21 protein-coding genes and 1 tRNA gene are annotated in these 20686 nt (G+C 38.2%); 4 read left to right on the top strand and 18 right to left on the bottom strand.

Features of this window, described 5'->3' with window-relative positions:
- Positions 1-20 precede the first annotated feature (20 nt).
- From rplK to speA, 8 genes are all read right to left on the bottom strand, one after another.
- Positions 21-446, bottom strand: coding sequence for a 50S ribosomal protein L11 (gene rplK / locus H1P_RS13295; protein WP_144867852.1), 426 nt, complete (start codon positions 444-446; stop codon positions 21-23).
- A gap of 3 nt (positions 447-449) precedes the next feature.
- Entirely contained in the window at positions 450-1073 is a 624-nt protein-coding gene (gene nusG / locus H1P_RS13290; protein ID WP_144867850.1) for a transcription termination/antitermination protein NusG, read from the bottom strand.
- A complete protein-coding gene (gene secE, locus H1P_RS13285; RefSeq protein ID WP_144867848.1) occupies positions 1073-1309 on the bottom strand; it encodes a preprotein translocase subunit SecE in 237 nt (78 codons plus the stop codon). The genes nusG and secE overlap by 1 nt, the downstream gene beginning before the upstream one ends.
- 276 nt (positions 1310-1585) lie before the next feature.
- A tRNA-Trp gene (locus H1P_RS13280) sits at positions 1586-1658 on the bottom strand.
- Positions 1659-1774: 116 nt separating this feature from the next.
- Complete coding sequence (rplS, locus tag H1P_RS13275) at positions 1775-2134, bottom strand: 50S ribosomal protein L19 (RefSeq protein ID WP_144867846.1); 360 nt, start codon at positions 2132-2134, stop codon at positions 1775-1777.
- Between the two features lie 83 nt (positions 2135-2217).
- A complete protein-coding gene (locus H1P_RS36050) occupies positions 2218-2373 on the bottom strand; it encodes a hypothetical protein (protein WP_186375953.1) in 156 nt (51 codons plus the stop codon).
- Between the two features lie 149 nt (positions 2374-2522).
- A complete protein-coding gene (locus H1P_RS13270; RefSeq protein WP_144867844.1) occupies positions 2523-3017 on the bottom strand; it encodes a GAF domain-containing protein in 495 nt (164 codons plus the stop codon).
- A 209-nt stretch (positions 3018-3226) separates the two neighbouring features.
- Positions 3227-5236 carry a biosynthetic arginine decarboxylase gene (speA, locus tag H1P_RS13265; protein WP_144867842.1) on the bottom strand — a complete coding sequence of 670 codons (2010 nt, stop codon included), beginning with the start codon at positions 5234-5236 and terminating at the stop codon, positions 3227-3229.
- Between the two features lie 208 nt (positions 5237-5444).
- On the opposite strand from speA, the gene H1P_RS13260 reads away from it, so the two are divergent.
- Together H1P_RS13260 and H1P_RS13255 are read left to right on the top strand one after the other, a co-directional pair.
- Entirely contained in the window at positions 5445-6536 is a 1092-nt protein-coding gene (locus H1P_RS13260; protein WP_144867840.1) for a class I SAM-dependent methyltransferase, read from the top strand.
- Between the two features lie 212 nt (positions 6537-6748).
- The gene (locus H1P_RS13255) at positions 6749-7999 is read left to right on the top strand and encodes a glycosyltransferase (RefSeq protein WP_144867838.1); all 1251 of its coding nucleotides are present in this window, start codon (positions 6749-6751) and stop codon (positions 7997-7999) included.
- 15 nt (positions 8000-8014) lie between these two features.
- Here H1P_RS13255 and H1P_RS13250 read toward each other — a convergent pair whose 3' ends face one another.
- The 3 genes from H1P_RS13250 to H1P_RS13240 form a co-directional block, all read right to left on the bottom strand.
- On the bottom strand, positions 8015-8239 hold the full coding sequence (locus H1P_RS13250; protein ID WP_144867836.1) for a hypothetical protein: 225 nt from the start codon (positions 8237-8239) through the stop codon (positions 8015-8017).
- A 195-nt stretch (positions 8240-8434) separates the two neighbouring features.
- On the bottom strand, positions 8435-8773 hold the full coding sequence (locus tag H1P_RS13245; RefSeq protein WP_144867834.1) for a P-II family nitrogen regulator: 339 nt from the start codon (positions 8771-8773) through the stop codon (positions 8435-8437).
- A 206-nt stretch (positions 8774-8979) separates the two neighbouring features.
- Positions 8980-10113 carry a hybrid sensor histidine kinase/response regulator gene (locus H1P_RS13240; protein ID WP_144867832.1) on the bottom strand — a complete coding sequence of 378 codons (1134 nt, stop codon included), beginning with the start codon at positions 10111-10113 and terminating at the stop codon, positions 8980-8982.
- Positions 10114-10327: 214 nt separating this feature from the next.
- Here H1P_RS13240 and H1P_RS13235 point away from each other — a divergent pair, with 214 nt between their 5' ends.
- Positions 10328-11545, top strand: a complete 1218-nt coding sequence (locus H1P_RS13235; RefSeq protein WP_144867830.1) for a M20 metallopeptidase family protein — start codon at positions 10328-10330, stop codon at positions 11543-11545.
- 169 nt (positions 11546-11714) lie between these two features.
- Here H1P_RS13235 and H1P_RS13230 read toward each other — a convergent pair whose 3' ends face one another.
- From H1P_RS13230 to H1P_RS13200, 7 genes are all read right to left on the bottom strand, one after another.
- Positions 11715-12677 carry a tail fiber domain-containing protein gene (locus H1P_RS13230; protein WP_144867828.1) on the bottom strand — a complete coding sequence of 321 codons (963 nt, stop codon included), beginning with the start codon at positions 12675-12677 and terminating at the stop codon, positions 11715-11717.
- A gap of 96 nt (positions 12678-12773) precedes the next feature.
- The gene (locus H1P_RS13225) at positions 12774-13385 is read right to left on the bottom strand and encodes a helix-turn-helix transcriptional regulator (RefSeq protein ID WP_222427046.1); all 612 of its coding nucleotides are present in this window, start codon (positions 13383-13385) and stop codon (positions 12774-12776) included.
- 663 nt (positions 13386-14048) lie between these two features.
- Positions 14049-15179 carry a YihY/virulence factor BrkB family protein gene (locus tag H1P_RS13220; protein ID WP_144867823.1) on the bottom strand — a complete coding sequence of 377 codons (1131 nt, stop codon included), beginning with the start codon at positions 15177-15179 and terminating at the stop codon, positions 14049-14051.
- A gap of 214 nt (positions 15180-15393) precedes the next feature.
- Complete coding sequence (gene rpsN, locus H1P_RS13215) at positions 15394-15696, bottom strand: 30S ribosomal protein S14 (protein ID WP_144867821.1); 303 nt, start codon at positions 15694-15696, stop codon at positions 15394-15396.
- A gap of 76 nt (positions 15697-15772) precedes the next feature.
- Entirely contained in the window at positions 15773-16429 is a 657-nt protein-coding gene (gene nth, locus H1P_RS13210; RefSeq protein ID WP_246141673.1) for an endonuclease III, read from the bottom strand.
- Between the two features lie 411 nt (positions 16430-16840).
- On the bottom strand, positions 16841-17932 hold the full coding sequence (gene rseP, locus H1P_RS13205) for an RIP metalloprotease RseP (RefSeq protein ID WP_144867816.1): 1092 nt from the start codon (positions 17930-17932) through the stop codon (positions 16841-16843).
- A gap of 211 nt (positions 17933-18143) precedes the next feature.
- Positions 18144-19760 (bottom strand): mechanosensitive ion channel, encoded by a 1617-nt coding sequence (locus tag H1P_RS13200; RefSeq protein WP_144867814.1) that lies wholly within the window; start codon positions 19758-19760, stop codon positions 18144-18146.
- A 368-nt stretch (positions 19761-20128) separates the two neighbouring features.
- On the opposite strand from H1P_RS13200, the gene H1P_RS13195 reads away from it, so the two are divergent.
- Complete coding sequence (locus H1P_RS13195; protein ID WP_144867812.1) at positions 20129-20596, top strand: SRPBCC family protein; 468 nt, start codon at positions 20129-20131, stop codon at positions 20594-20596.
- Positions 20597-20686 lie beyond the last annotated feature (90 nt).

The following is a 20686-nucleotide window of genomic DNA, read 5'->3' as shown; positions in this document are numbered from 1 at the left end:
TGTTAGTTAATTGGATAAGTTTAGTTAGCTATGGCAACGCCCATATTTTTAGCTGTTCCCGCAACAATTTTCATTGCTGCGTCAATGTCATTAGCATTGAGGTCAGGCATTTTGGTTTCAGCTATTTCTTTTAGTTGAGCTTGAGTAATGCTGGCTACTTTCTGTTTGTTGGGTTCACTAGCACCTTTTTCGATTCCTGCTGCTTTTTTAATTAGTACTGAAGCAGGAGGAGTTTTAAGGATGAAGGTAAAACTTCGATCTTCATAAACTGAGATTTCTACAGGAATAACCAGTCCTACTTTATCGGAGGTTTTGGCATTGTATTCTTTACAGAATGCCATAATATTTACACCATGTTGACCTAACGCAGGACCAACAGGAGGTGCAGGGTTAGCTTTTCCCGCAGGTAAAGCTAATTTAATCAGTGCAACAACTTTTCTGGGCATTATTTAATTTGGTTTTTCGACTTGATTGAATTCCAATTCTACTGGAGTGTCTCGTCCAAAGATCGATAACAAGGCTTTAAGCTTGCTTCTTTCTGGGCTGACTTCGATAACTTCCCCATCAAAGTCTTTAAATGGACCAGAGAGTACGGTAATTTTATCTCCGATTGCCATATCGACTTCGATTACTGGCTCTTGTTCTCCTGCTTGCTTAAAGATGCGCTCGACTTCGCCTGGAGAGAGAGGTAAAGGTTTAACATGACCCCTACCTCTTCCATAACTGCGCTTTTGTTCCGCACCGACAAAGTTAATGACGTTGGGAGTGTTTTTTACTGCTTGCCAAGCGTCATCATCCATAATCATGCGAACAAGTACGTAACCAGGGAAGACTTTTTCTTGACCGTGCTGACGAGAGCCATCTTTGCGAATTGTAACTTTGGCTGCTTGAGGTATTTGCACCTGCAATACACGGTCTGTGACATCTAGGGTTTGAATACGCTGTTCTAAGTTAGTTTTGACTCTTTTTTCACAACCAGAAGCCACCTGAACAGCATACCAACGAGGCTTACCTAGAGTAACTTTAGGTTTTTGATTTTCGTTGTCTTGTAGTAAATCAGAACTATTATCCATTAGAATATTCTACCTGAACCCCAAGAGAAGAGGTTATCCACTAAGTAAATTACTAGAGAAACCAAGACTACCATTGAAAGTACGGCAGCCGATTCACTTAATAGCTGTTGACGCGAGGGCCAAACTACTTTTGTCAATTCTTCTTTTGTTTCATCAACGAATTTATTTAGACTGCTATTATCGCCTGTTTCTTTGGTGTTGACTACTGTTTTTTTTACCGCTTCCTTCTTTGCCAAAGCTCTCTACCCCCTAAGATATATACTTATAAATATATACTTATATTTTGTAATTGTAATAATCTAACGATTTTGTTGGCTGGCGATGAGCTTGCCAATTCAAGCTCTATAAATAAGCTTAATGCTTAATGTAAAATTTTTTAATACTATTGAATCAATTGATAATAAAAACTCAAATTATTAAAGTAGACTTTTTATAGTAGTTGCTCAAGCCACTAATTATTGATAGTCAGACTTATCAAAGTATTTAAGAATTATTTTTGTTTTTAAAGGCTACGCGCCCTGAAGGACTTGAACCCTCGACATCCGGTTTTGGAGACCGACGTTCTACCAACTGAACTAAGGACGCATTATGATTTAGGCTTAGCTAAATTCAACTAAGCAATTCTTACCTTTATCATACCCTACTGTGGGAGCTTTTTGTGAGTCATCTCCAGAAATCATTTATTTCTGATTATCAAGTTATCAAGAACGATCAAAACGCTGTTTAATACGAGTAGCTTTACCTACACGATCGCGTAAATAATATAGCTTGGCACGGCGTACTTTACCACGACGCTCAATTTTAATATGAGCCACGATAGGAGAGTGAATTAAAAATACTCTTTCGACACCTACACCTTGGAAGATACGGCGAACTGTAATAGTTTCATTGATCCCACCATTACGCATAGCTATGACAGTACCTCTGTAGGGCTGTATCCTCTCTTTGGTTCCTTCTTTAATTCTGACTCCAACTTCTACACTGTCACCAACATATATTTGAGGCAGATCGGATTTAATATGTTTTGCCTCAATAGAACGAATTATGGCTTCTGCATTCATAACTAAATTAAAAACTCACGATTCACCATAATAACTTTTTTAGTAGTGTAGGACAAGGGTTTATTAGTTTTTGGCGTGAGTAATTAGTTGTTCGTAGTTAATTCTATAGTTTGAGGATTTTGTGGAATACCATTGGTAACTTTTTCGTATAAAGATTCGGTTTCACAAATTAGCTGAGTAAAGAGGGAATGGATCTTCTGATTGTAGAGAGACTTCTTATATGTGGTTTGTCGTTTCATTTTTAAAGTGAAATTAAAAAAAATATGTGACATCACAAAAATAAATGAAGAATCTAGGATTGAATGTGATTTTAGTCACAAGGCTGCTAGCAAATACTTAGTCGCTTTTAAAGATTCAGTAATTAATTACTAATGAAATATGAAGGAAATCAAAAGTTGCGAATTGAGTCTGACTGAGCTATTTTCTCAGCACCTTGCACCATAGCATCAATTTCAGCTTGCGACCAAGTACGAGGATGTTGACAATTATGAGCAATCAAAAGTCCCCATAAACCTTTTGCAGTTAGGATAGGGACTACCAAATTGGCTTTGACTTGTAAGTTGCGTAAAAAATCCCGATGACAATCTGCGATCGCTGATGTGTCAATATCAGGTATGGCACTAATTCTGTGCGCTTCGTAAAGACCAGCATATTCTTGATTAAAGCATTCATCAGGCCCAGTAGAGCCAAAAATAGAGTATTTTTTGTCACTGAGAGATTCAAAAGTGACTTGTCCTTCCCATTTGCCGTAAAAATAGTAAATAACTACGCGATCGCTATTTACATAGTTTCTTAAGCTATCTGTTGTGCTTTGTACTAAAGCATCTCTACTCAAATTTTGAGCAAGACGATTAGACACTTCTCTTAAATCGAAATTTGCCATAATAATTGATTTTTAAGTTTATTTTCTCAAAGAAGAGGAATAAATAATGAGTTAGTTTTTAATGAAGTTTTTCAACTACAAGCAATTACAGGCAATCAATAATAAAGCTCAAATAAAGGGATTTATCCCATATTTTTTCTTCATGTTTACACACTCAGACTAAAGTATAAAAATAAAACGGCTTTTCTTTTAAGGTAATTTAGATTATTTTAACTATTTTTAAGGTAAGTATAGCTACTAAGACTACTTTCATAGTTTTGTAGTAACTTTTGTGCTTCTTCAAGAGAAAGACGGTTATTTTGTAATGCGATTTCTGTACGACAGCGCATTGTTTCTCTTAAATCTTCAGAGTTATATTGCACGTGGTTAAGTACTTCTCGAACAGTGTCACCTTTGACAACATACTTAATCCGATAGCCTTTGGTAGTAGCTTGAATATGGACGAGGTTGGTATCACCAAAGAGATTATGCAGATTACCCATAGTTTCTTGATATGCACCCACAAGAAACATTCCCAAATAATAGGGTTGTTGGTTTAGAGGATGAAGCTCTAAAACAGGCTTAGTATCTCTTAAATTGATAAAAGTATCTAGTTTGCCATCACTATCACAAGTAAGATCGGCAATGATTCCTCTAGCAATGGGTTTCTCTTGCAGACGATGAATCGGCATCAGGGGAAATAGTTGATTAATCGCCCAAGAATCGGGTATTGATTGGAATATAGAGAGGTTGGCATAATAAATTGATGCCATGATTTGTTCCAAGTCTTTTAATTCATCGGGTATATAATTTCGTTGTTCGGGATGAGATTGGTTAATATTGTGGATTATTTGAGCAATTTTACAGCAACAAGCCCAGTAGAGCTTTTCTGCTCTAGCTCTTTCTGTAAGACTAAAGTAGCCTAAATTAAAGAGATTAAAAGCTTCTTCGCGGAATTGAATCGCATCGTTATAAGTCTCTTGATAGTTATTGAGATCGATAGAGTTATAAGCTTCCCAGAGATTGCGAATAATCAGATGTTCCGATTCTTGTAAGGGTTGGGGAGTGGTAACAGAAACTTGATTAGCACTCAGAATATCGAAAACGAGTACTGATTGATGAGAAGCGATCGCTCTTCCACTTTCACTAATAATAATTGGATGGCTTACTTGACCCATATCGCAAGCATCTTTGAGTTGTGCCACGATATCATTAGCATAGTTTTGCATATTGTAGTTCTTGGAAGCAGGAAAATTACTTTTTGAGCCATCGTAATCAACTGCTAAACCTCCACCTACATCGATGTATTGCATATTCCCTGTGGTTTTTGCCAGTTGCACATAAATTTGACTAGCTTCGCGGATCGCATTTTTAATCACTGCAATGGAAGAGATTTGTGAACCAATATGAAAATGAAGCAGTTGCAAACAATCTCGCATACCAGTAGTTTTTAACTTGTTAACCACATCAACAATTTGCGGAATAGTAAGTCCGAACTTAGCGCGATCGCCTGTAGATGTTCCCCAACGTCCCGATCCTTGAGTATTTAGTTTTGCCCTAACCCCTAAAATAGGTTTAATAGCTAGCTTTTGGCTAATTTCCCACGCAAGATCGAGTTCTTGGGGTTGTTCAATCACAATAATAATTTTTTGCCCTAATTTGGTAGCTAGTAAGGCGGTTTCGATATATTCTCGATCTTTGTAACCATTACAAATCAGTAGCGGTTGATAATCGCCATCAGGCTCGGTTTCTAGAGCAGCCAAAGCAATCATTAATTCTGGTTTTGAACCAACTTCTAAGCCGAAATTATAGGGCTTACCGTAGCGTACTAAGTCTTCTACTAAATGACGATTTTGATTACATTTGACAGGAAATACACCCTGATAAATACCAGAGTAATTATATTTTGCGATCGCTGTTTGCATACAGGCAACTAATCTCGCAATACGATCTGATAAAATTTCTGAAAAGCGAATCAACAAAGGTAAACCGATATTTCTTTTTTGTAGAGATTGCACCAATTCATAGAGATCGATAGTAACCTCGGAAGATGGATATTGAGGTGATACAGTAATATTTCCTGCTTCATTAACTGAAAAATAAGGCTCCCCCCAACCTTCAACACCATAAAGCTGTTTACTATCTTCAATTGTCCAAGAGCTATTGTTGGTTACTTGTTGCGCTTTCGTCGAAGCGGGGTCGCACTTCTCGTTGCTTGCTGCTCGTTGTTCTTGGTTCATTGTTCGTAGTTAATGGCTTGTAACGAATTTTTCTTGTCTACCTTATCTTTTTTGTTGCTCGTTCCTTTTTCCTCCTTCCTTCTTCTTAGTGGATTCACTATACTAAATTAAAGATATTTACAAAACAAAACATAACTTAAAGTGTCAGTATTTCTTTTACTGGCAACCAGCAATGATTCCCTTTATTGAGTGATTAAACAGTTTATTCATGCAATCAACCTCTAATTTAGCTCTATTAATCCCAGATTCTCTGACTAAGTTTGCTTATCAAGCTTTTCAAGATGGAAAAAAAGCATTTGGTGTCGCACACAAAACCATCAGCGATAGCTTAACCGATTTAGCACTTCCAGATAAAAGAGATCGCACTCAACCCTTATCGCCTGAAACTTTATTAAAACTACAAAATCAATCCAAGCAGTTAGAAGAAACTGACTGGAAAGATTCTCAAGCAGGTGTTTATCCTAGTCAGGTATTGTTTGATAACCCTTGGCAAGATTTCTTTCGTTATTATCCCGAAGTTTGGCTTGATATGCCTAAAATTTGGTCGCGAATTCAAGCCAAAGAGTATCAAGCATTTGATTCTAAGATCGATCGCGAAGGTTACCCCAGTTACTACTTACAAAACTTTCACTATCAAACCGACGGTTATTTAAGTGATTTATCGGCTAATCTTTATGATTTGCAAGTGGAAATTCTGTTTAATGGTTCAGCCGATGCCATGCGGAGACGCATTTTAAAGCCCCTCAAAGAAGGCTTACAAGCTTTTACTGATGTTCTTCCCCAACAAACTCGTATTTTAGATGTCGCTTGCGGTACAGGAAGAACTCTCAGAATGATTCGCGCTGCGTTCGATAAAGCTAAATTGTTTGGTACAGACTTGTCTCCTGCTTATCTCAGAAAAGCTAATCAACTATTATCGGAAATTCCTGGGGAATTACCTCAATTGCTACAAGCTAATGGGGAAGACTTACCTTATCTTGATAACTATTTTCATGGTGTAAGTTCTGTCTTTTTATTCCACGAATTACCACCCAATGCAAGACAAGCAATAATTGAAGAGTGTTTTCGTGTTTTACAACCAGGGGGTACTTTTGTCATTTGTGATTCAATGCAGGAAGTAGATGCTCCTGATTTTCAGGTGATGATGAGTAATTTTCCTGTTTTATTCCATGAACCCTATTACAGAAGTTACACCACTGATAACATTGAGGAGCGTTTAGAAAAAGCTGGCTTTACTAACGTTAAAATTGAAAATCATTTTGTTAGTAAATATTGGGTAGCAACTAAACCTGCTGTTTAGTTTTTAGATAGATTAAGGCGATCGCACATAAAATATTGGCGATCGCCTAACCAACAAAATCTAGCGCACACCTCGATCTCCCCCTCCCACTCTCTTAAAAGGAAGCAGTATCTAGATATACAGAAAGCTTCCGTCTAATAAATAGTTGGGCTGCTTAAGTTATCGGTGAAAGCGGTATGTCGATGTAAGTGTGCTAACCAAGAGGTAAAATCGTGAGTCGAATTGTTGTCACCACAATTGGAAGTTTAGGCGATCTGCACCCCAAGATTGCGCTCGCGCTCGAATTACGCAAGCGCGGTCATATTGTTATTTTCGCGACACACAAAGGATATCAAGCCAAAATTGAAGCCTTGGGGTTTGAGTTTCACGAGATGCGCCCCGACGGAACAGACGATCCTTCAGAAATAGCAAGAATGACTGACTCAAAAACAGGTTCGGAATACGTCGTCCGTAATTGGCTGCTGCCAAACTTGCGTGAAACCTATACCGACTTGTTGAACACTGCAAGAGACGCAGACTTTATCGTTGCTGGAGAAATAGTTTATGCTGCTCGATTAGTGGCTGAAAAATTAGGGATTCGGTGGGCATCCTCTGCGCTTCAACCGTTCTCGTTTTTCTCGGCTTACGATCCGCCCGTTCTTTCAGTTTTTCCATTTTTGGCGAAGCTGCGTCCATTGGGTGTAACAGTCAATCGTGGTGCGATCGATTTTGCTAAATCTGTCACTAAATCTTGGGCAGAACCAATTCACCAACTGAGAAGAGAACTGAAATTACCCGAACTTGCTGGTAATCCTTTAGTTGACGATAAATTTTCTCCCTATCTCGTCCTGGCAATGTTCTCTTCAGTATTGGCAAAACCCCAACCTGATTGGGCTGCGAACACTGTCATGACTGGATTTACATTTTATGATGGCGATCGAGATCGAGCAGAACTCACCCCTGAACTCCAGCAGTTTTTAGATGCAGGTGAGCCACCTCTTGTATTTACATTAGGTTCTGCTAATGTCTTAAATCCTGGTGTCTTTTACCAGGAAAGTATTCAAGCAGCAACACAGTTAAACCGTCGTGCTGTTTTGCTAATGGGTGCAAACACGCTTCCAGAAAACCTTCCAAAGGACATCATTGCCACAAACTACGCGCCCTACTCGAAAATTTTTCCTCATGCTTGTGCGATCGTGCATCAGGGTGGAATCGGAACCACTGCTCAAGCCCTTCGAGCGGGTAGACCGACGCTTATCATGCCTTACACATACGACCAACCTGATAATGCTGCACGAGTTAAACGATTAGGAACTTCTCGCACGATTCTTCGCCAGCAATATTCAGCATCGCGAGTTGCGAAGGAGTTAAGTGAATTGATCGGAGATCCAAGTCATGCAGCGAAATCAGCAGAAATCGGGCGTATGGTACAGGCGGAAAATGGTGTAAGTGTAGCATGTGACGCAATTGAGAAACAGCTTTAACAAAGCTAATTAACATCAACTGTTGATTTTATAAGACTTAATTTCGAGTACTGGCCCAATTGCAGCCATCGTCATGATATCTTCTCTGATCGTACCTTCTATAGTGACAGAGGATAAGGGTTGGGATAATTCTGAAGGGGGGTCTTTTAACTCATAAGTTGTACCATCTGTGGCTACTAAAGCCCATACTCCAAAGCCAAAACCTTTTTGTTCAATATTTCCTGTAACTGAAATACTCATATTTATCAACTCTTATTGTGAAGAAAAAAGGGAATAAAGTACTCTTTATCCCTGTAGTTAAAATACTTAAATTGGAAAAGCTGAGATTAGCCATCAGTTACTAGTTAGTTGTTAGTTAAACAGTCAGAGACTAACTACCTATAGAGCGATTTTGATAACTGGTTATTGAAACCGATGACTAATAACCGATCACTTTTAAACTGCTTCGATATTCTTTTCACCAGTACGAATCCGTACAATTTCATCTATAGGATAGACAAATATCTTACCATCACCGATTTCTCCTGTTCTGGCAGCACCTATAATTTTATCAACCACCATATCTACTTGATCGTCTTCGATGACTATTTCAATTTTAAGTTTTTGTAAGAACTCTACTGTGTATTCTGAGCCTCGATAACGCTCTGTTTGACCTTTTTGGCGACCAAAACCCCTGACTTCAGAGACAGTCATTCCTACAACTCCAGCATTAACCAAAGCGATTTTAACTTCGTCTAATTTAAAAGGACGGATGATTGCTTCAATTTTTTTCAATTTAAAATCTCCTCATTGTATTTAAAACAAGTGTAGCTATCGTACGTAACTTATTTATAAAGCGAGGCGGGCTTCTTAGGAAGCCCCAAAAAGAAAAATTTTGTAAAAGTTGCTAGTTTAAGGAACCAGGAAAAGAGAAATAGGGAAGAGAGAGTAATTGCCAACTCTATAGTCAGATGGTTGGTAAATAGAGCAAAGGTTGTTGATTAATTATTGTTGCTTGCTGTTTGCTGATTACTAATTACTGCTAAAGGAAGAATAACACTGACATGAGTATTTTGATTTACTGTACTATCGATTAAAAGATTGCCTCCGTGGAGTTTGGCTAAATCTTGAGAAATCACTAAACCCAAACCAAAACCTTGTTGTTCGTAGATTAAACGGTCAAATTGTATTCCTAAACCAATGCTAGAAATTTGTTCTGAAGTCATTCCTCGACCATAATCTGCGATCGCTAAAATGAACTGATTGTCTTCAATTTTTGACGTTATTTTAATGGGAGTTCCATTAGGAGAAAATTTACAAGCATTATCAATTAATTCGGTGACTAATTTGGTGAGACTATGAGAGCTTATTTGTACGGAAGCGTCTTCTAAATCTAGTATTAAGTCTGATTGACGAGAATATTTTTTACTTTGTTCGACCACAGTTTTAGCGATCGCCTTTTTAACATCGGAAGTCTGACTATCTCTTAAATGAGCAATTTTAAGCGCGTCACAAGCAATAGATTGTAGTTCAGAATACAATAGAAAATTATGGATTAAATGAGATAGCCTTTTTCCTGAAGTATTAATACAGTTGAGCATTTCTTTAATAATAATCGGCTCAAGGGTATTTTGATTTTTATACAGCAATTCTGATGCTGCAATAATCCCTGTTAAAGCAGTACGCATTTCATGGGGTAAAGAAGTCGTAATGCTGTAGCGTAGCTGTTCTAATTCTTGTTGCGAGTCTTTGAGTAAAGTCTGATTTTTTTGTAATCTAGCAGAAATTGCAGCTTCAATATCGAGCAAATAATATGGTAAAAATAAAATATCGTCTGCACCCATTTCCATCGCTTGACGGTGTTGCTGACGATTAAAGCTCCTGCCTAATAAAATAAAGGGTATTGTTGCTGTTTGCCGATCGGCTTTTAGTTTTTGCAACATAGCAAAACCGTCTACATAAGAAGATTCGACTGGACAAACAATGGCATCAAAATTAGTTTTTTGAACCAGATTTAAGGCTGTCTTCTGATCTTCTGCAATAGTTAACTGATGATGGTACCGAGCAAAAAACTGTCGTGCTTCTTGACAGTCTTGTGAATTACTCGTTACAAGTAAGATGTTAGTCCCGTTCATGAGAAAGTAGTTAGGGAAACAAAAGCAAAATTAATAAGAGTCGGATTGTTCCTTGGAGCTTCTGGAAAAACAATTTTTCACTGCCAACAAAAATAATTCTCTATCCTTTACAATGCTATTGTTTCTAGGGATTTCTGGTCATCAGCACATTAACGTAATTTTATTCATTGATTTTTTGTAAATACCTATAGAATTCTTTAATATTATAAAATTTATGGTTTTAACGACAAATATTGCTAACTCGATTAATTTTTCACACATTCGTCCCGAAATTCGTGATTTGCAGACTCAATTAGTAACCTGGCGACGTAATATTCATCAAAAACCAGAATTAGGCTTTCAAGAACACATAACGGCTGCTTTAGTTAGTCAACAACTTAGCGCATGGTCAATTCCCCATCAAACATCTGTTGCCAAGACTGGTGTTGTAGCGATAATTGAAGGAAATCAGCCAGGAAAAGTCATCGCTATTCGTGCGGATATGGATGCTTTACCCATTCAAGAAGCCAATGAAGTCAGCTATCGATCGCAACACGATGGTAAGATGCACGCTTGCGGACACGATGGTCACGTAGCGATCGCTCTTGGGACGGCTTACTATCTCAATCAACACAAAGAAAAACTCTCAGGTACAGTCAAAATCATCTTTCAACCCGCAGAAGAAGGGCCAGGGGGAGCTAAACCCATGATTGAGGCTGGTGTACTCAAAAATCCTGATGTAGATGCCATTATGGGGCTACATCTTTGGAATAATCTACCTTTGGGTACGATAGGCGTTCGGAGCGGGGCTTTAATGGCAGCAGTGGAGTGTTTTCGCCTGCATATCTTTGGTCAAGGTGGTCATGGTGCAATGCCAGATCAGACTATTGATTCTATTGTCGTGGGTTCGCAAATTGTCAACGCTTTACAGACTATTGTGGCTCGTAATATTAACCCTTTAGACTCGGCGGTGGTTACAGTAGGAGAATTTCACGGCGGTACGGCTCTTAACGTGATTGCCGATAGCGTAACTATGAGTGGTACGGTACGTTATTTTAATCCTCAGTTAGAATCTTTTATCGGTGAAAGGATTGAATCAATTGTGGCAGGAATTTGCCAAAGCCACGGTGCAACCTACAAATTAGATTATTGGCAACTCTATCCCCCCACTATTAACCATCCAGAAATGGCTCAATTAGTGGCATCGGTAGCTAATGAGGTGGTAGAAACTCCTCTGGGAGTAGTCCCCGAATGTCAAACTATGGGAGGAGAAGATATGTCTTTCTTCTTACAGCAAGTCCCTGGTTGTTACTTCTTCCTCGGTTCAGCCAATAGCGATCGCGGATTGGCATATCCTCATCACCATCCCCGTTTTGACTTCGATGAAACTGCATTAGGTATGGGAGTGGAAATATTTGTGCGTTGTGTCGAAAAGTTTTTACAAAATTATTAAACTTATCCCACGCACAAATGACGTGGGATTTCGCGTTAATTGATAAGAAGTGGTTACACAGTATAAAATATTATTAATTAATTAATTGAGAAAAATTGACAAACCACTGGTTTACTTCTGCAATTTTTCAGGTTGCTCACCCCTACCAACAAATAATTATTTAATTATCTTAAGAATTTGCACTTATTTTTTGCACAGTAACTTCAAGCTGGGCGAGCTTGCCTAATGCTTCTCCTAAAGCTGATTTCTGTTGTTCGATTATTTCTTGCTGTTCCTTGATGGCTTCTACTAGAACGGGGGTCAGACGGGAGTAATCAAGGTATTTGTAGCCTTCTGAGTCAGTAGAGACAACTTCTGGACAGATATTTTCTACCTCCTGACCAATGAAACCAACTTGCGGTTCTTCGTCAAATCCATGATTGGGAAAAGCTTCTTGATTCCACTGATAGCGCATACCGTGCATCGATAGAACTTTGTTGAGGGAATCTGCTAAGGGTTCGATATCTGTTTTGTACCGCAGGTCAGAACATGCTCCAATGCTGCCAGTGTGGCAAATATTGCCTACTACATGGAGTCTTTCAGTTGGACTTGTTGTTCCAATGCCAACATTACCATTATCATCATTGATAAACAGTCGGTTAGTTCCCCCAGTCACAGAGTTGGAATTTACAGTTAGATTGCCACTGTTATCAACATATAAGTTCCAAAGCTCAGCAACATTATCATTCTGTAGTCCTAGGCGACCTACAACATGCAAGGGTGCGGCGGGGTTTTCGATACCAATCCCCACGTTGCCATCCCCAGCAAAGGGATTAAAGACAACGTGGTTTCCTGTTCCGCTTGCCTTGATAAACAAGCTATTTGTGGAAGTTTCAATATCAATCTCTGAACCGTCTGCTCTCAAGTCGAGAATTTTTCCGCCATTTTCTAGGCGAACGCGATTGCCCTGGACATGCAACCTTTGAGCAGGATTAGTTGTAGCAACACCTACATTTCCAGTATCATCATTAATAGTAATTCTGGTATTACCACCACAGTTTTCAGCATTTGACTTGAAATCTAAATTTCCGTTTGGTTCAAGGCAGATATTAAATCGCTCTCCACCATTATCGAGATTCAGTACATTAGCCATAATTGTAATTCTCCTAAAAAAGGTTATTATTCAAACCTAATATTAAATATGTTTCCAAATACATTTTGAAAACAATACGACGATCCGCGTATAAGATTATGACGAAATTGAAACAAGCGATTCTTGGAGTAGCCCTAATCTTTCCAGGGCAAACATCACAGCAGCCGTTCTGGTTTGTACTCCCAGTTTCGCGTGAATATGCTCTAAGTGTTTTCGCACTGTTCCTTCACAGCAACCCAGTACTTTGGCGATTCCAGCATTGCTTCGATCTTTGGCAACCCAGAATAGAACCTCAGCCTCGCGTTTAGTAAGTCCTAGTAATTCTAGAGAAGAAATTGAGAAGGATTTTAGTTCTTGTTCTTCTAAAAGTATGAGATATTGCTCCCTGATTAGATTGGAACTAAGACGAATGAGCAATTGCTTTCCTGCTCGCTCGATGTGTAACGGAAAACAGGAGGATGGAATTTTGCCCTTGGATATGAGTAACGAAATCTGATGTTTGAACCAATGTTGCAAAGATTCTGGCAATGAGCATGATTCACAATGGGGAAAATAATGGCTTAGCAGTTGTTCTCCTCGTTGAGTCAAGGACTTTACCTGAGCCTCATGTGTCACAACGATTACACCTAGCCGATCGAAAACTTGCTTCAGTTGTGTCAATATTTGTTGCTCTTTTTTATCTGTAGGCGCAATTTCATCTGTCTGCATCAATACTTGATGCACTAGGTTCAGAAAACATTGCTCACACTCGGTAAAATATAGGCGATCGCAAATCAACGAAATCTTTTGGTTTAGTATCATACACTTATACTTTTTTGCTATTCAAAAAATTACCCATCTTGCCATAGGAACAGTAATTAATATCGTTTTACCGCTCCTCGCTTCAATCATCATCGATTGACGATATACAATAGGAGAGTTTTGAATGCTGTAGCCTTGATATGTTGCCTAAAATCTAACCTGTTTGAAAATTGGGCAAATCCAGAGGGTTTTTACCCCTAAGCGTTTAAGATCGGCAATCTTAATTAATACAATCAAATTGAGCGCAAAAAATAACAAATCGGCTACTTATGAGTAGATTATGGATTGTCAAGAAAAGCAAGATTTATAGTTTATTATTTTGATTTAACCGTCTTTTTAAAACTAAACAAACATTATGAGGAATTTGTGTGCGATTACAGATGTTAAATAAGTTTACTATGAGCAATTAAATTACTAATAGTAAACTTTGTTTTAGATAGGATACAGACTATACTGAGGCTTTGAGCTTATTTATTATAGTCGCGATCTCGCAGAGCCAGCTACCGCTGTCCGCACTAATTTTCCATTCAATCCAAGTTAGATGGCATTTACTTAAAGAGTTCTATAAAACTATTTTGACTCCAATCTTTCTTGATTTTTGTTTTCTGCAATCTCTTTTCCTACAGTTACGTTTAATTGCTCACCGAGTAACATAACTAGAGAACTTAAATAAAGCCATAACAACAGTACAATAGCCGTCCCTAATGCTCCATAAACTTTGTTATAAACCCCTACATGAGAGACATAATAACGAAATGCAGCAGAAACGATCGCCCAAAAAATAGCAGCTAAAATTGCTCCTGGCATTAAAGGAGTACGGGGAGGACGACAACTACAGCCAAAATAATAGATAAAAGCAAAAGCAAAAGCGACTATTCCTAAACCCATGGGGAAACTTAATAATCGCCAAATACTTACTAAAAAAGTACTCAGTGTTTGCTCAACATTAAAATTCACAATTAAACTTTGAACAAAAATAAAAATCGAATAAACTAACTGGACAAAAATAATACCAACGCCAATTATAATTGTGATTACAATATTTTTTTCTTCTGAGTTTTGTTGTTTTTTTCTCTGTTGTTGAATTTGATAAATAGTGGATAATGTAATAATAACAATAGCAAAAATAGTAATAATACTAAATATTTTCCAGGTTAACAATAATAATTGTCCCCAATTTTGCTGTAAAGCTATTCTTAAGAGTAAATCGCCAATTATCAACAAAAAACAGGCTGTAATCAATAAAAAGATTGTGCCAATGGTTAATAAGATAGCAATTATTTTATTTTTCCAGAAAGGTCTACGTTTTGTAGAAGGTACTTGATTAATATTATCTATGGCATTAATAGCTGAACCAATAACCCCTGAAATAATCCAAATTGCAGCAATAAAGCTTAAAGAAAACCAACTTTTTCCCTGAGAAACTTTAACTTCTTCCGTAAAATTAATTAACAAATTCCAGACTTGCTTGGGTATTATATCAGCAAACCGAATTGCCAAATCGCCTAAAGTTGTAGCAACAGAATTTTCAAATAAACTAATTGCTGTTAAGACGGTAATAATCGCTGGGAAAAAGCCTAACATAGCGTTAAAAGCCATTTCTGCCGACAAACCACTTAACCGCTTACTAATAGTTTGAGCGATTGTTTTACGTACTATTTGCCAATTGAGATAGCCTAAAAAACGAATAAAATCAAGCATTTAGATTTAGGCAGAAGCAACTAAAGCTGATTGTGCAATTCATGATAACTCGGTAATATGCGATCGGGGTTGTCTTTTTTGAAAACAGAAAAATTCTTCAAATTAGCAACGCCCAATTATTTTTCCTCCATTATAATCAGACAAAAAAATAGCTGAAACCTGAAACTTATCAGCTTCGGAATTCAGCATTTGTAAATTATTGTCAGTTTGTTAACTACCAGCTAGACTTGACTACTCCAGGTAGCAAACCTTCATGGGCCCATTCTCGCAACACGTTACGAGATAGACCAAAATCACGATAGTAAGCTCTAGGTCTTCCAGTTACCCAACAACGATTACGCTTACGGCTAGGTGCGCTGTTACGGGGTAATTTTTGGATTTGACGATGAATTGCCAGTTTTTCAGCAGGGTTAGTAGCTGTGCGGAATTCTTCTTTTAATTCTGCTCTTTTAGCTGCATATTTTTCTACTAGACGAGCGCGTTTCTTTTCACGCTCAATCATGCTTTTCTTTGCCATAAATCTTATTTGTATCAATACATTAAATACACAGTCTCCCATTGTACCCCGAATTAAAAGTCGATCGCAATTTTGTTTACTTTAAGTCAGTGATTTTGGAAGCTGAAGGGCAAAGATCGGCTAACTGACAATCAGCACAATTAGGTTTGCGAGCTTTACAGATGGCTCTACCGTGATAAATAATCCGAATCGAGTAGTTTTCCCAATCTGGCTGAGGCAAAAGTTTCATTAAATCCCGTTCAATGTGAATTGGGTTGTCATTTTTAGTCAGCCCTAGGCGATTGCTGAGTCGTTTAACGTGGGTGTCTACAGTAATACCTTCAATAATGCCAAAACCATGAGCCAATACTACATTAGCAGTTTTGCGGGCTACTCCTGGTAACTGTAGTAATTCTTTCATCGTATGGGGAACTTTTCCCTTAAATTCGGTGATAATTTTGTGACAAGCACCCTGAATATTTTTGGCTTTATTACGATAAAAACCTGTAGAGCGAATCAGGGTTTCTAATTCTTCACGATTAGCACCAGCTAAAGCAGGAGCATCAGGAAACTTGTTAAATAATGCAGGAGTAACTTTATTTACCCGCTCATCAGTACATTGAGCAGAGAGAATAGTAGCTACCAATAATTGCACAGTAGTTTCATAATCCAGGCTACAAGTAGCATCAGGATAGAGAATCTTTAGCTGAGATAAGATAGCTAATGCTCTTTGTTTCTTTCTGGTGATAGTCACGATAGCAATTTATAGCTGGTAGCTGATCCTAAATCCTGTTCGTGTGGGTTACTTAAATGTTGAGGGAGCTAAAAGTGTTCTTGATCGACAATAATTGAAATTTCAAGATATCTTTGTCATGGGGATTTAGTATAACAGGCGTTAGTGAATCAAGGTATGATTTTTAAATTTTCATATTGTACTCTTCTTAAAAAAGCTTAAAGCTTAGAGCTTAGAGCTACGAACAGAAACATTGAGCAAGGAAGCCCGTCGCCCTAAAGGATACACCTTCGGATAAGGTTTCCTCGACATGGGCAAGTCTTGCTTTTGTACGTCATACATCAAATTACCAACGCCTTATAACAGAGACATTATGGAAAAGGTGAGGCACACCCCACCCTATTCACACACTATACTTACTCAAATTTGATACTACTGAAATAATTCTTGGAAGAAAGCCAAGTTAACTGTATCTCGCACGATCAGAAAGACACTCAAGCCTAATAGTAAAACCATTCCTGTTTGCATGATGCTATTTTGAACCTTGTTAGGTAAGGGTTTTCCTCTCACACCTTCTACCAATAAGAATGCTAATTGACCACCATCTAAAGCAGGAAGGGGCAAAATGTTAATGATTGCCAGGTTAATGCTAATCAATGCTCCGAATTGAAAGAGGTTATTGATGTCATTACGAGCTAATTCTGCGCCTACGGAGACAATTGCTACTGGTCCTGCTACTTGTTCGGCACTTTCTTGAAAGTTGCTAATTAGCTGCCAAAAACCTTGACCAATCAGTAAAGCGATTCTTTGATACTCTTTTGCTCCCGCAGTGCAGGCTTCTACTACATTAGAAGTGGTATGGCGGATTACTTCTCCGTTGGGGGCTAACATAACACCGATTTTTCCTTTTCCCTCTTCATCTACTTGGGGAATTACTTTAAGGTAAATTTTTTCGGTTTCACGTTGAACAGTTAATTCTAAAGATTGTTGAGGAGAGTTTTGAATAACTTCTCTAAGAGTACTTAAAGATTCGGGAGATTTGCCTAAATCACGATCGCCCGCTTGTAAAACAATATCTCCTGCTTGAATTCCTGCTTCAACAGCAGCCGAACTGCTATCTTCTATAATCTGAGGCACTAACACCCCTGCATTATAGTTAATTTCTTGAAAACCAATGGTCATCGACTGACCTACTAAAAGAAAATAAGCAAAAATTAGATTGGCAATGACTCCTGCACTAATTACAATTGCTCGGTCTAAAATAGGACGATTACGCAATAAATCAGGATCGTCTGGAGGAATGGTGCTATCAGGCTCGTCATCGGGAAACGCGACATAACCTCCAAGAGGAAGAGCGCAAACTACATACTCAGTAACTTCACCTTGATACTTGAGAATGGCGGGGCCAAAACCAATAGAAAAACGACTAACACGAATTCCCTGTAAGCGTGCTGCTGCAAAGTGTCCTAATTCGTGAACGGCAATCAGTAATAATAAAACTGCGATCGGTGCCAATATTGACATAATTGAGATTTTATTTTGCTTTAATATAGTTACGATCTCTTATTTTAGACTAGGTAAAGGTCTGGAGGTGAGAAGCGATCGATTTCTGCGATCCGTCTTTTGTCTTTTGTCCTTTGTTTTTACTAACTAAAAAAAACTCCCAGTAATTAACTAGGAGTAAAAGAGATTTATGGAAAATAAATTAAAGTTATCTCTTTAAAGAAATTAATTTTTATTGATTTTTGAAGGAATTAACCCAAGAACGTAAAGTTTCTTTGGCTACTTCGCGACCACCAAGACCAAAAGCTAGAGCGATCGCAACTGCAATACCTCCTAAGAGTAAGCCAAATGCCAAGTTAACAATATTGGGGGCTATTCCAATACGATTTAATGCCATAGCTCCTACTAAAACAATAATGGCAATACGAGCAGATTGGGCCAGAATTCCAGCTTGAGCAGTTCCCGAACTAATAATCAGCTTGTAGGCGAAATTAGCCAAATATAAGCCAATACCAAAGACGACAACAGCAACTAATACTTGACCAGCAATCTCTAAAATTACACTGATAACAGATTCCAATGCAGGGATATCTAAAATATCCACTGCGGTCAGAGTTCCAATCAGCATAATCGCTACTAAAGCAATTAAACCTACATATTCTGAAGGAGTTTTGGTACTAAAAGAATCAGTTTGTAAAACTGTAGCTTGTTCTGTATCTCCGAAATCTCGTTCCAGAGGACGATTTGCTGTAGGAACAGAAATACCTAACCAGTCAAGGAAGTTATTAAAACCCACACTAGTGAGAATATTGCTGACTAATTCCGAAACAAATTGTCCCGCAGCATAGAAAAATGCTAAGACTAATCCCGCAGAAAATAGCTTGGGTAACAGGTCAAATACCTGATTCAACATATCTGTTGCAGGATTGGAAATTGCCGAAATTTGTAAGGCTTCTAAAGCGGAAATGGCAAAAGGAATTAAAATCAACACAAAAACAATCGTGCCAACAATTCCAGATAGGGATTGTTGTCCACCATTCGCTCTGATTCCGAATCTTTCTCCAATGCCATCTGCACCAGTAGCAGCTAGAAAACTGGTTACGATACGGCTGACAACTCTAGAAACAAACCAACCGATAAAACCAATTGCTAATGCTTTAACAACATTAGGTATTGCTCCTAATACTTCATCTACCATTCCTTGTACTGGGGTTAAAGTACCATCTAATTCGAGAGTACTTAATACAGCAGGTAAGAAGAGTAAAAAGATAAACCAATAAAGAGCATCACCAATGGTATCGCTAAGGGTAAAATCGGAGCTATCGCCCATAGTGCTACCCAATTTGCGATCGAGGTCAAAAGCACCCAAACTTCTGGTGGCGATCGTTTTCACTAAAGTTGCAACTATCCAAGCAACTCCCAAGAGAATAGCAGCACCAATAAGTTGGGGGATAAAGCTAGTTACCTGATTTAACAGAGAGTTTAATGGTGCGGAGACAGCTTGTAGATCGAGAGCATTTAAAAACGCTACAATCGCAAACAACCTGACTAACCAACAAACTAAATTAGCAATCCATTCTTCGACGGCAAAAGAATCTCCTCCTCTTTGTCCTGTCACCCAGGAAGCTATTTTATTATCAATATCAGTGGCATTCAGAAGACCCTTAACGATGTTTTTAGCGATCCCTGAAACAATCCAACCGACAATTAAAATAATTACGCCTTTGAGGACGTTTAAGAGAGATGAGCCTAAATCTGTACCCAGACTAGAGCTAATCTGTTGAAAAGGTGAAATTTGTGCTTGTGCTAAGAATAAATCTGGCGCAAGACTACTAAGTATGTGTGTCATGTCTTTAAATGTTAATTCATCAAATGATATCCGTAAAATTAACTGGCAGAAATCTAATTTAAGGTTTTTTTGCTTTTGATTGTCACAAAAAACCGCGGAAGGCGGTCAACCGCAAGCCCCGCCTTTGCAAGGCGGGGAACGGTTGACTCTATGAATATGATTCAAGATACTTTTCTGGGTCAATTATGCCAAAGGAACGTGAAAATACCTAAAAAATTAAGAATCGATCGCAATTTTGGACAATTTACTTAGCCAAATGTTAACCAAAAGATATTGTTGTCGCATATTTATTGTTGGTTATTGGCTTTCTTCAAGTTGGATAATTTAGTTAGAAAAACAGTAATAAAATATTTTGGGAATAATTTTTCATGGCTACATCTCAAATTTTTGAGCAATCGATTGCAATTAAAGCTAGCTCTACTGTGGTCGAAAGCTGTCTTAGCAATTTGGAGTTAATGCATCGTTGGCTGAATCCTGCTTTACGCTGTGAGCCTATTGGTAACTGGAGTACTGAGCTTAATAGTCTCAGTCGATTTACTATTCAAATCCCGATTTTACAACCTTCTTTAAGAAGTGTTGTTGTAGAAAGAGAACCTGGTTTGATTGTTTGGCAATTTGAAGGATTTTTTAAAGGTCGCGATCGCTGGGAGTGTCAGCCTAGCTCCCATGGAACTTTACTTTTAAATCGTTTTGAATTTACCATCCCTAACCCTGTGGTTAACTGGGGATTCAATCAGTTTGCTGCTAACTGGACCAAAAAAGATATGCAAGCACAACTAAGGAGACTGAAGCGCGTAGCTGAAGAGGTTTATGTTTTAGGGGGCAAAGATTTTTAGTAAACTGTTTATAAGCAATAACTATATTATCCCGCTTAGTTTGGGACGAGGATGGGACGGAACTAACCATTAACCTCTCAAAAAATAAAA

The sequence above is a fragment of the Hyella patelloides LEGE 07179 genome (assembly GCF_900659865.1).
Taxonomy (GTDB): domain Bacteria; phylum Cyanobacteriota; class Cyanobacteriia; order Cyanobacteriales; family Xenococcaceae; genus Hyella; species Hyella patelloides.
This window is presented reverse-complemented; position numbering and strand designations above follow the sequence as displayed.

Coding starts and splice junctions, on each gene's coding strand:
- rplK (WP_144867852.1), bottom strand. CDS start 446: ATGCCCAGAAAAGTTGTTGCACTGATTAAATTAGCTTTACCTGCGGGA.
- nusG (WP_144867850.1), bottom strand. CDS start 1,073: ATGGATAATAGTTCTGATTTACTACAAGACAACGAAAATCAAAAACCT.
- rplS (WP_144867846.1), bottom strand. CDS start 2,134: ATGAATGCAGAAGCCATAATTCGTTCTATTGAGGCAAAACATATTAAA.
- H1P_RS36050 (WP_186375953.1), bottom strand. CDS start 2,373: ATGAAACGACAAACCACATATAAGAAGTCTCTCTACAATCAGAAGATC.
- H1P_RS13270 (WP_144867844.1), bottom strand. CDS start 3,017: ATGGCAAATTTCGATTTAAGAGAAGTGTCTAATCGTCTTGCTCAAAAT.
- speA (WP_144867842.1), bottom strand. CDS start 5,236: ATGAACCAAGAACAACGAGCAGCAAGCAACGAGAAGTGCGACCCCGCT.
- H1P_RS13260 (WP_144867840.1), top strand. CDS start 5,445: ATGCAATCAACCTCTAATTTAGCTCTATTAATCCCAGATTCTCTGACT.
- H1P_RS13250 (WP_144867836.1), bottom strand. CDS start 8,239: ATGAGTATTTCAGTTACAGGAAATATTGAACAAAAAGGTTTTGGCTTT.
- H1P_RS13240 (WP_144867832.1), bottom strand. CDS start 10,113: ATGAACGGGACTAACATCTTACTTGTAACGAGTAATTCACAAGACTGT.
- H1P_RS13235 (WP_144867830.1), top strand. CDS start 10,328: ATGGTTTTAACGACAAATATTGCTAACTCGATTAATTTTTCACACATT.
- H1P_RS13230 (WP_144867828.1), bottom strand. CDS start 12,677: ATGGCTAATGTACTGAATCTCGATAATGGTGGAGAGCGATTTAATATC.
- H1P_RS13225 (WP_222427046.1), bottom strand. CDS start 13,385: ATGCAGACAGATGAAATTGCGCCTACAGATAAAAAAGAGCAACAAATA.
- H1P_RS13220 (WP_144867823.1), bottom strand. CDS start 15,179: ATGCTTGATTTTATTCGTTTTTTAGGCTATCTCAATTGGCAAATAGTA.
- rpsN (WP_144867821.1), bottom strand. CDS start 15,696: ATGGCAAAGAAAAGCATGATTGAGCGTGAAAAGAAACGCGCTCGTCTA.
- rseP (WP_144867816.1), bottom strand. CDS start 17,932: ATGTCAATATTGGCACCGATCGCAGTTTTATTATTACTGATTGCCGTT.
- H1P_RS13200 (WP_144867814.1), bottom strand. CDS start 19,760: ATGACACACATACTTAGTAGTCTTGCGCCAGATTTATTCTTAGCACAA.
- H1P_RS13195 (WP_144867812.1), top strand. CDS start 20,129: ATGGCTACATCTCAAATTTTTGAGCAATCGATTGCAATTAAAGCTAGC.